General features: G+C 69.8%; 12 protein-coding genes. 4 read left to right on the top strand and 8 right to left on the bottom strand.

Annotated features, from left to right (window positions below):
* Window positions 1–13 precede the first annotated feature (13 nt).
* Genes ACFDTC_RS07750 through ACFDTC_RS07760 form a run of 3 tightly spaced genes read right to left on the bottom strand, consistent with a single transcriptional unit; the run spans window position 14 to window position 3,719 of the window.
* Window positions 14–2,395, bottom strand: coding sequence for a xanthine dehydrogenase family protein molybdopterin-binding subunit (locus ACFDTC_RS07750; protein ID WP_375258308.1), 2,382 nt, complete (start codon window positions 2,393–2,395; stop codon window positions 14–16).
* Window positions 2,392–2,892: a (2Fe-2S)-binding protein gene (locus tag ACFDTC_RS07755; protein ID WP_375258309.1), complete on the bottom strand. Its 501-nt coding sequence runs from the start codon at window positions 2,890–2,892 to the stop codon at window positions 2,392–2,394. The genes ACFDTC_RS07750 and ACFDTC_RS07755 overlap by 4 nt, the downstream gene beginning before the upstream one ends.
* On the bottom strand, window positions 2,889–3,719 hold the full coding sequence (locus tag ACFDTC_RS07760) for an FAD binding domain-containing protein (protein ID WP_375258310.1): 831 nt from the start codon (window positions 3,717–3,719) through the stop codon (window positions 2,889–2,891). The genes ACFDTC_RS07755 and ACFDTC_RS07760 overlap by 4 nt, the downstream gene beginning before the upstream one ends.
* Before the next feature lie 137 nt (window positions 3,720–3,856).
* On the opposite strand from ACFDTC_RS07760, the gene ACFDTC_RS07765 reads away from it, so the two are divergent.
* A complete protein-coding gene (locus tag ACFDTC_RS07765; protein WP_375258311.1) occupies window positions 3,857–4,468 on the top strand; it encodes a TetR/AcrR family transcriptional regulator in 612 nt (203 codons plus the stop codon).
* A 73-nt stretch (window positions 4,469–4,541) separates the two neighbouring features.
* On the opposite strand, the gene ACFDTC_RS07770 is transcribed toward ACFDTC_RS07765, so the two are convergent.
* Entirely contained in the window at window positions 4,542–5,540 is a 999-nt protein-coding gene (locus ACFDTC_RS07770; protein ID WP_375258312.1) for a polyprenyl synthetase family protein, read from the bottom strand.
* Between the two features lie 55 nt (window positions 5,541–5,595).
* On the opposite strand from ACFDTC_RS07770, the gene ACFDTC_RS07775 reads away from it, so the two are divergent.
* The 3 genes from ACFDTC_RS07775 (at window position 5,596) to ACFDTC_RS07785 (ending at window position 6,860) form a co-directional block, all read left to right on the top strand.
* Entirely contained in the window at window positions 5,596–5,811 is a 216-nt protein-coding gene (locus tag ACFDTC_RS07775) for a DUF2007 domain-containing protein (protein ID WP_375258313.1), read from the top strand.
* Window positions 5,801–6,574 carry a tRNA1(Val) (adenine(37)-N6)-methyltransferase gene (locus tag ACFDTC_RS07780; protein ID WP_375258314.1) on the top strand — a complete coding sequence of 258 codons (774 nt, stop codon included), beginning with the start codon at window positions 5,801–5,803 and terminating at the stop codon, window positions 6,572–6,574. The genes ACFDTC_RS07775 and ACFDTC_RS07780 overlap by 11 nt, the downstream gene beginning before the upstream one ends.
* Window positions 6,575–6,689: 115 nt before the next feature.
* Window positions 6,690–6,860, top strand: coding sequence for a YdcH family protein (locus tag ACFDTC_RS07785; RefSeq protein WP_375258315.1), 171 nt, complete (start codon window positions 6,690–6,692; stop codon window positions 6,858–6,860).
* A 132-nt stretch (window positions 6,861–6,992) separates the two neighbouring features.
* Here the strand turns inward: ACFDTC_RS07785 and ACFDTC_RS07790 are convergent, their stop codons facing one another.
* The 4 genes from ACFDTC_RS07790 to ACFDTC_RS07805 form a co-directional block, all read right to left on the bottom strand.
* Window positions 6,993–7,613, bottom strand: coding sequence for an alpha/beta hydrolase (locus ACFDTC_RS07790; protein ID WP_375258316.1), 621 nt, complete (start codon window positions 7,611–7,613; stop codon window positions 6,993–6,995).
* Window positions 7,606–8,538 carry a VOC family protein gene (locus tag ACFDTC_RS07795; RefSeq protein ID WP_375258317.1) on the bottom strand — a complete coding sequence of 311 codons (933 nt, stop codon included), beginning with the start codon at window positions 8,536–8,538 and terminating at the stop codon, window positions 7,606–7,608. The genes ACFDTC_RS07790 and ACFDTC_RS07795 overlap by 8 nt, the downstream gene beginning before the upstream one ends.
* Window positions 8,539–8,736: 198 nt before the next feature.
* Window positions 8,737–9,459, bottom strand: coding sequence for an acetoacetyl-CoA reductase (gene phbB, locus ACFDTC_RS07800; protein WP_375258318.1), 723 nt, complete (start codon window positions 9,457–9,459; stop codon window positions 8,737–8,739).
* Between the two features lie 28 nt (window positions 9,460–9,487).
* Window positions 9,488–9,916, bottom strand: a 429-nt coding sequence (locus ACFDTC_RS07805; protein ID WP_375258319.1) for a patatin-like phospholipase family protein, incomplete at its 5' end; no start/stop codon positions are given.

Raw genomic sequence — 9,916 nt, forward strand, 5'->3', positions numbered from 1 at the left:
CGTTTCTGCGGTCTCAGTCCTCGAAGGCCCCCAGCGCGCGCAGGATGCGCTCGGGGGTGAACGGCATCGCGGTCACCTCGCCGCCCAGCGGGCGGATGGCGTCGTTGATGGCGTTCATGATCGCCGCGGGCGCCCCGGCGGTGCCGGCCTCTCCGGCGCCCTTCGCGCCAAGCTGCCCCTCCTCGGTGGGCGTCTCGACGTGGCGGATGATCATGTCGGGCATCTCGGCCGACATCGGCACCAGGTAATCGGCCATCGAGCCGTTCAGCAGCTGCCCGTCGGCGTCGTAGCAGACCTCCTCGAACAGCGCGCCGCCGATCCCCTGCACGATGCCGCCGCGGATCTGCTCGTCGACCAGCTGCGGGTTGATGATCCGCCCGCAATCCTCGACGCACCAGTGCTTGAGCAGCTTGACGAAGCCGGTCTCGACGTCGACCTCGACGTAGGACGCCTGCACGCCGTTGGTGAAGGCGTAGGGGTAGTTCGACGTGATGTAGTGCCGCGTCTGCATCAGCTCGCGCGGCAGCTCCGGCGGCAGCGTGTCGCCGCGGAAATAGACGATGCGTCCGACCTCGGAAAGCGGCAGGCGCTCCTCGCCGGTCCCGGCGTCGACCACCACGCCGTCGCGGATGTCGAGCGTTTCGGCCTTGGCCTGCAGCATCGCCGCCGCGACCTCCAGCACCTGGTCGCGCAGCGCCCGGCCCGCGCGCAGCGCCGCCTCGCCGCCGATGCCCGCGCCGCGCGACGCCCAGGTCCCGCCGCCGAAGGGCGTGACGCGGGTGTCGCCGGTGACGACGCGCACCATGTCGGGGCGGATGCCTACGCCTTCGGCGACGATCTGCGCCATGATCGCCTCGGTGCCCTGGCCCTGCTCGGTCACGCCGGTCAGCGCCACGACCGAGCCGTCGGGGTCCATCCGCACCGTGCAGCCGTCCTGCGCCGAGATCCGCGCGCCCCCGATGCCGTACATGAAGGGCGAAGGGTTGGTCAGCTCGATGAAGCTGGCGATGCCGATGCCGCGGTGGATGCCCTTCTCGCGCAACTCGGCCTGCTCGGCCCGCAGCGCGTCGTAGTCCATCGCCTCGACCAGCGCGTCGAGGCTGCGCTCGTGGCTGAGGCCCTCCAGCTTCAGCCCCGCGGCGGTCGAGACCGGGTAGGCGTCGTCGCGGATCACGTTGCGGCGGCGGAACTCGATCGGGTCGATGCCCATGGCATGGGCGGCCTTGTCCACCAGACCCTCGGTGATCGCCACGGCGACCGGGTGGCCCACCGCGCGATACTGCGCGCAGATGCCCTTGTTCTGGAACACGGTCGAGGACCGCACGCGGTAATGGTCGAAGGCGTAGGGCCCGCCGATCAGGTTCGTCACCTGCAGGCCCTCGACGGCCGATGTGCGCGGGTAGATCGAGTACGGGCCGATCCCCGTCCAGTCGTCCACGTCGAAGCCCAGGATCTTTCCGTCCGCGTCCATCGCGATCCGGCCCGTCGCCTCGTGGTCGCGGGCGTGGATGTCGGAGACGAAGGATTCCAGCCGGTCGGCGGTGAACTTCACCGGGCGGCCCAGCACCTTCGAGATCGCGGCCGTCGCCACCTCGTCGGCATAGACGTGCACCTTGACGCCGAACGACCCGCCCACGTCGCCGCAGACCACGCGCACGCGGCTTTCGGGCAGGTCCATGTGCTTGGCCAGCAGCACCTGGAGCATGTGCGGCGCCTGGTTCGAGACATGCGCCGTGAGCTCGCCCTCGCCGGCCTTCCAGTCGGCCAGGATCACCCGCGGTTCGAGCGTCACGCCGGTGTGGCGGCCGGTCTTGAACCAGCCCTCGACCACCTTGTGCGCATTGGCGAAGGTCTCGTCGACCGCGCCCGCCTCGTTGGTCTTGCGGAAGCACAGGTTGTCGTCATAGCCCTCGTGGATCACCGGCGTGTCCGGGTCCAGCGCGCTCATCATGTCGGTGACGGCGGGCAGTTCCTCGTACTCGACCATCACCAGGTCGGCGGCCTCCTCGGCCAGCGCGCGGGTGCGGGCGACCACGGCCACGACGGGCTCGCCCACCCAGCGCACGCGGTCCACCGCCAGCGCGTGTTGCGGCGGCGCCTTCATGCCTGTCAGGTGATCGAGCTTCCCCTCCCACGGGGTGCAGACCTTGGCCAGTTCCGGTCCGGTGAAGACGCGGATCACGCCCTTGGCCGCCATCGCCTCGGCCGCGTCGATGCCGGTGATCCGCGCATGCGCGTGCGGCGAGCGGACGAACGCCACGTGCACCATGCGCGGCAGCGTGATGTCGTCGACGTACCGCCCCTGGCCGGCGGCCAGCCGCGCCGCGTTGGGGCGCGGCACCGTGCGGCCGATATAGCTGTTCGGGCGGTTCGGGTCCTCGAAACGGATCGTCATGCGGTCGTCCTTTCGGCGCGGGCCTTCGCGGTCGTCTCGATCGCGTCGACGATGGCCTCGTACCCGGTGCAGCGGCAGTAATTGCCCGAGATGTGCTCGCGGATCTCCTCGCGGCTGGGCACGCCGCCGCGTTCGAGCAGCGCCTTGGCCGAGACCAGCATGCCCGGCGTGCAATAGCCGCATTGCAGCGCGTTGCGCGCCACGAAGGCCTCCTGCAGGTCGGCGATGGCGGCAGTGTCGGTCAGGCCCTCGACGGTCCAGACCTCGGCGCCCTCCAGCTGCGCGGCCAGCGTCAGGCAGCCGCGCACGGCCTGCCCGTCCACCACCACGGTACAGGCGCCGCAGACCCCGTGTTCGCACCCGGCATGCGAGCCGGTCAGCCCGAGGTCGAGGCGCAGGAAGTCGATCAGGTGCCGACCGGCGGGCACCGTGGCCTCGACCTCTTCGCCGTTGACGGTGACCGTCAGGTCGATGCGGTCGCGAAAGGCGTCGGTCATGCACCCTCTCCCATGTCGGCGACGAGACGGCGCAGCAGCACGCCCGCCAGGTGTTTGCGATAGGCGGCACTGGCCTGCGTGTCCGACGGCGGGTCCAGATCGCCGGCGATCGCCGTGGCCGCGCCGTCCACGTCGCCCGCGTCCAGCGCCTGCATCGCGCCTGTGCACAGCATCGGGCGGGGGCCCGCGCCGAAGGCCGCGACGCGGTGGGCGCCGTCGCGCCGGACCGCGGCCAGCCCGACCAGCGCGTAGTCGCCCGCGCGGCGGGCCGCCTCGCGGATGGCCTGCACCTCGCCCCGCGCCTTCAGCGGCACGGCGATGGCGGTCAGGATCTCGCCCTCGGCGATGGCGGTCTCGAACACCTCGACGAAGAACTCCTCGGCGGCCACTTCGCGCGTGCCGTCCGGGCCTTCCAGCAGGATCGTCGCGCCCAGCGCCAGCGCGCAGGCGGGAAATTCGGCCGCGGGGTCGGCGTGGGCGATCGAGCCGCCGATCGTGCCGCGGTTGCGGATCGCGTCGTGGGCGATGAAGGGAACCGCGCGCGCCAGCAGCGGCGCGTGCTCGGCGATCAGCGGGTCGGCGGCAATTTCGGAGTGTCGGGTCAATGCGCCGATCACCAGCCGGTCGCCCTCGAGCCGTGTGCCGCGCAATGACGCGATGCCGGTGATGTCCACCAGCATGTCGCCGGCGCTGAGGCCCATGTTCATCGCCGCCAACAGGCTTTGCCCGCCCGCCAGCACGCGGCCCATGCCGTCCGACCCGCCCAGCAGGTCGATCGCATGGCGCACGTCCTTAGCCCGGGCGTAGCCCCCGACCGATGCCTTCATGATTCTCCTCCCCGTCGCGCGAAACGCGCTGTTGAGCGTATGATCTTGTAGATCGTATGCTCAATTACCGTATCATTACCTTACGACAGGGCGACCGATCAAGTAGATTCGGGCAGGCCGAGGGGATACGGGGAAGCATGGCACCAAGGGCAGAGACCATTCCGGAGACCGAGACGGCGCGGCGCAGGCTGCCGCCCGAGGAACGGCGCGAGCAGATCCTGGACGCCGCGGTGCGCTTCTTCGCGGATGTGGGGCTCGAGGGAAACACGCGCGATCTGGCCAAGCGGCTGGGCGTCACGCAGTCGCTGATCTTCCGCTATTTCGACAGCAAGCAGTCGCTGATCGAGGCGGTCTACGCGCGCGTCTACCTCGACCGGATCTCGCCCGACTGGGCGGGCCTGCTGCGCGACCGCTCGCGCCCCGTGCAAGAGCGCATGTCCACCTTCTACAACGAATACGGCGAGCGCATCTTCGACCACGACTGGATGCGCATCTTCATGTTCTCGGGGCTGGCCGGCGCAGACCTGAACCGGCGCTACCTCGACCACCTGGGCCGGACGCTGCTGCTGCCGATGCTGGACGAGATCCGCGCCGAGCGCGGCCGCGCGCCCACGCCCGAGGACCTGTGGTCGCTGCATGGGGGGATCGTCTATATCGGCATCCGCAAGCACATCTACCAGGTGCCGGTGCCCGACGATCCGCAGCCCGAGATCGACCGCGCCATCGCCCGCTTCCTCGACGCCGTCTGAGAGGGGGAACGCCGGTCGCCGCTCGGCCCGGCAGGGCCGGACCATCGCCCCGCCCGCCGTCCCACCGGGGTCGTCAGTTGACGCGGGCGACCACGTAGTCGGCGAGGTCGATCAGAAGGTCGCGGATCTCGCCCTGCGGCAGGCGGCCCATCGCGTCCTTGGCGCGCGCGACCCAGGACAGCGCCTCGGCGCGGGTGGCTTCCAGAGCGCCGTGCTTGTCCATCAGCGCGATCGCGTGCGGCAGGTCGTCGTCGCGCTGGTCGCCCTTCTCGATCACGCGGGTCCAGAAGGCGCGTTCCTCCCCGTCCGCCCGGGCCACCGCCTTGATCACCGGCAGGGTCAGCTTGCGCTCGCGGAAGTCGTCGCCGACGTTCTTGCCCGTCGCGTCCGAGCCCCAGTAATCCAGCAGGTCGTCGACGATCTGGAAGGCGATCCCCAGCGCGTCGCCGTAGTCGAACAACGCGCGCACCTCGTCCTCGGGGCGCTCGGCGATCACGCCGCCCACTTCGGTCGCGGCCGAGAACAGCGCCGCGGTCTTGCCGCGCACCACCTGGCGGTAGATGTCCTCGGTCGTGGACAGGTTCTGCGCCGCGGTCAGCTGCAGCACCTCGCCCTCGGCGATCGTCGCCGCGGCGTCCGACAGGATGCGCAGCACGCGCAGGTTGCCGGTCTCGGTCATCAGCTGGAAGCTGCGCGCGAACAGGTAGTCGCCGACCAGCACGCTCGACTTGTTGTCCCACAGCAGGTTCGCCGTCGGCCGGCCCCGGCGCTGGGCGCTTTCGTCGACCACGTCGTCGTGCAGCAGCGTCGCGGTGTGGATGAACTCGACCGTCGCGGCCAGGTGCACGTGGTAGGGGCCCTCGTAGCCGCACAGCTTCGCCGCCGCCAGCGTCAGCATCGGGCGCAGCCGCTTGCCGCCGGCCTCGACCAGGTGCGCCGTCACCTCGGGGATGCGCGGCGCGTGGCGCGAGGCCATCCGCTCGCGGATCACCGCGTTCACGGCGTCCATCTCGGCGGCCAGCAGCGTGGCGAGACGGTCGTGCGGCTTCGCGTGCGGGTCGTCCAAGCTCATCCTGTCTCCCAACGAAGCCTCGACAACGGCCGGGGCGTGATCTTACATCCATCCCATGGAAGAGCTCTTGCGCACCAACGATATCACGCTGATCCCGTACGCCAGGAGCCTTCTCGACGCCGAGGGTATAGACAGCTTCGAGTTCGACGTAAACATGAGCGTCCTCGAAGGCTCCATCGGCATTCTTCCACGTAGGCTCATGGTGCGCCGCGACCAGATCGACGGCGCCCGCCGCGTGCTGCGCCAGGCGGGCATCCGGTTTGAGACATGAGCCCTTCGCCGACGACGCCCTGACGCGCGACGCGTTCCTGGGCGGAAGGCTGCACATCCGCCAGCCGCGCGACGGCTACCGTGCGGGCATCGACCCGGTGCTGCTGGCCGCCGCGGTCCCCGCGAAACCCGGCGAGACCGCGCTGGAACTGGGCTGCGGCGCCGCTCCGGCGCTGTGCTGCCTCGGGATCCGCGTGCCCGGCCTGACGCTTGCGGGGCTGGAACTGCAGCCGGGCTATGCCGACCTCGCGCGCCGGAACCTTGCCGAAAACGGCCTGTCCGGCACGATCCACACCGGCGACGTGACCGACCCGCCCGCCGGATTGCGGGCGATCACCGCGCATCACGTTCTGATCAATCCACCGTATTTCGAGCCCGGAAACCGCAGCCCCGCGCCCGATCCGGGGCGCGAGATCGCGCTGGCCGGCCCCGCGCCGCTGCCCGCCTGGATCGACACCGCCGCGCGGCGCCTGCGCCCCGGCGGCACCTGCACGATCGTGCTGCGGGCCGAACGTCTGCCAGACGCGCTGACCGCCCTGACCGCGCGCCTCGGGTCGCTCGAGGCGCTGCCGTTGCTGCCCCGCGCGCGGACCGCGCCGCGGCTGGTGCTGCTGCGCGCGCGCAAGGGCGGGCGCGCCGCCTTCCGCCTGCACGCAGGCCTGATCCTGCACGAAGGCGATTCGCACGACCGGGACGGCGACGACTACGCCCCCGCCGTCGCCGCGGTGCTGCGCAACGCAGAGGCGCTCAAATTTTCGCCCTGACACGGTAAGGTTGTCACAAAATCTTGGCATTCCCTTGCCGGATGCTGCAGGCGCAGCGTGACAGACTCGGTTTCCTGTGATGCACTGAAAGCCTCGACACCAGATGGAGGATACCATGAGCCTTAGTTCGCACCTGCAGGAACTGAAGCGGAAGCACCAGACGCTTTCGATGGCCGTGGAAGAGGCGCAGCGCGCGCCCAGTGTTGACGATTTGCATCTGTCCGACCTCAAGAAGCGCAAGTTACGCCTGAAAGAGGAGATCACGCGCCTGACCCCGTCGGCGTGATCCGCCGGCCCGCGCGCTGCGGGCAGGTGCTTCGGGGTCTCCGACCCATCCCTTGACCTGAAAGCGGTCGGACCGCGCCCCGTCAGGCGCGGCCGACACGCCGCCGGCCCGCAGGCCGACGGAAACAGGGCTTCAGCCCGCCAGGAACCGCGCCAGCGCATCAACCTCGGGTTGCGCGATCTCGTGCCCGCCGGGGTGCCATTGCGTGGTGACGTCCGCGCCCTGCGCGCCGAACCAGTCGATCAGCGCCTGCGTCTGCGGTTTCGGGCAGATCGGGTCGCGCTCGCCCGCGCTCAGCAGCACCCGCGTGCCGGCAAGGCCGGGCTGCGGATCGGGCGTCCACGGGATCAGCGCGTGCAGCAGCGCCATGTCGGTGAACAGCTCCGGGTGCCGGAACGCCACCGCCGCCATGATGTTCGCACCGTTGGAATAGCCCAGCCCGATCACGCGCCCGGCGCCCAGCCGCGCCTTGTGCGCCGCGACGAACGCGGCCATCCGCGTCGTGCGCCTGTCCAGGTCCTCCATGTCGTAGACGCCTTCCGCCTTGCGGCGGAAATAGCGCAGCGCGCCCATCTCGGACACGTCGCCGCGGGCCGAGATCACGTGCGCCCCTGGCAGGATCTGCCGGGGAAAGTCGTGGAATTGCGCCTCGGACCCGCCGGTGCCGTGGAAGGTGAAGACCAGCGGCGCGCCGGGCGCGCCCGTCGTCTCGGCGAAGGTGTAGGCGTTCAGGTCGTCTTTCGCGTCAGTCACGGATCGGCTCCAAGTGTTGTTCCAGCGCCTTGCGCAGGTGTTCGTGCTGGCTGGGCAGTTTCAGCGCCTGGCCCAGATGCGCGGTGTCCTCGTCGCGGTCGAAGCCGGGCTCGTTCGTGGCCACCTCGAACAGCACGCCGCCAGGCGTGCGGAAGTAGATCGCCCAGAAATAGTCGCGGTCGATCACCGGCGTCACCTGATACCCCGTGTCCATCAGCGCCTTGCGCACTTCCAGCTGCTTCTCGCGGTTGTCGACGCTGAAGGCGACGTGGTGCACGCTGCCAGCACCCTGGCTCGCCTCGGGGGCGGCGACCTCGGTGATGTCGATCACCTGCGCCGCGTTGCCGTCCGGCACCCGGAAGCGGGTGACGTTGCCGTCGGCGCCCTCGCGCTCGTAGCCCATGAAGCCCAGCAGTTCCGCCGTCGCCGCCGCGCCGCGCGCGCTCAGCCGCATGTCGGCCGAGTGGAAGCCGCGGATCGCCGCCTCGTCCGGGACGCCGTTCCCGATCCAGCCGGGGCGGTCGTCGTCGGCCTCGACCAGCGCGAAGCCGTCGCCGTCCGGTCCGCGGAAGGCCAGCACGTTCTCGCCGAAGCGGGTGCCCTTCTGCACGCCCGGCACCTCGTATGTGCTCAGCCGCTCCTGCCACCAGGGCAGGGCGCCCTTGGGCACGATGAAGGCGGTGGTCGCGACCTCGCCCGCCCCCGACCGGCCGCGGCGCGCGCCCGAGAACGGGAAGTAGGTCATCACCGTGCCGGGCGTGCCCTGCTCGTCGCCGTAATACAGGTGGTAGACGTCGGGCGCGTCGAAGTTGACGGTCTTCTTCACCCGGCGCATGCCCAGCGTCCTGGTGAAGAAGTCATTGTTGCCCTGCGCGCCGCTCGCGATCGAAGTCACGTGGTGCAGCCCGTTGATCTGTTTCAGCATGGCGGGTCTCCTGTCCGTTGATCCGGATATAGGCCGCGCGCTGACGCAGAGAAACAGGTGCCCGCGCGCGGAATTGGTGCGCGCGTGCACAGCGATTTTCAGGGGCGCGCCGGGGCAAATCCTAAGGCTTCGTGAATCCGTCTCTGCAAGCCATTGATTTTGCTATGGCGCGCCCGTGTCCCATCGTGGGACACCCGATCACGAGAAGAATTGCGCCCCGTTGGCCGAGATGGTCGAGCCGTTGATGAACCCCGCATCGTCCGAGGCCAGGAAGGTCACGCAGCGCGCGATCTCGTCCGGCTCGCCCAGCCGCCCGGCCGGGATCTGCCCGATGATCGCCTCGCGCACCTTCTCGGGTACGGCCATCACCATCTCGGTCGCGATGTAGCCCGGGCAGACCGCGTTGGCCGTGATTCCCGCCCGCGCGCCCTCCTGCGCGAGGCTGCGCACGATCCCGAGGTCGCCCGCCTTGGTCGCGGCATAGTTGACCTGCGCGAACTGGCCCTTCTGGCCGTTGATCGACGAGATCACGATGATCCGCCCGAACTTCCGCTCGCGCATGCCCGGCCAGACCGGGTGGACCGTGTTGAAGACGCCCGTGAGGTTGGTGTCGATCACCTCTTTCCACTGGTCCGGAGTCATCTTGTGGAACGGCGCATCGCGGGTGATGCCGGCGTTGGCGACGACCACGTCGATCGGCCCCAGGTCGGCCTCGACCTTGGCGATCCCCTCCTTCGAGGCGTCGTAGTCGGCCACGTTCCACTTGTAGGTCTTGATGCCCGTGGCCTCGGTGAAGGCCGCGGCCTTCTCGTCGTTGCCGGCGTAGGTCGCGGCGACCTCGTAGCCGTCGGCCTTCAGCCGCTTCGAAATCGCCTCGCCGATGCCGCGGCTGCCGCCGGTGACCAGTGCTACACGTCCCATGGGTTCTCCTCCTCAGTGTGTTTCGTCTTCAAATTTCGTCTGGCAGGCCCTCTTCCAGCCAGCGCCGGGCATCCTCCTGACCCTGCGCCCACGTCGCCCGCAGCTTCTCGGGGTCGGTGAAATCGATCTTGTCGGCCTCCGTCTCGTCCGAAGGGGCGACATAGGTCCGCCCGTCGATGCGCGGCACGTTCCTGTAGCGCCGCGTCAGCAGGATCAGCGTGTCGCCCTCGTCCGGACGGGGCATCGGCGCCTGGTCGGCCATGCCGCCGTCGACGGTTGGTCGGCCATCCCACAGCGGCGGCTCGAAGACCGGCGGGATGACGGCGGCGGCGCAGACCAGATCGACCAGCTTGCCGTCCCGGGCGGCCTGCCGCGCGTCGACGAGCGTGTATTCCAGCCCCATCTTCTCGGCCCAGTCGAAGTGGGGGGCATTGACGACCTTGAGCTCGGCCTCGTA

The organism is Citreimonas sp., from assembly GCF_042096055.1.
Classification (GTDB): Bacteria; Pseudomonadota; Alphaproteobacteria; order Rhodobacterales; family Rhodobacteraceae; genus Citreimonas.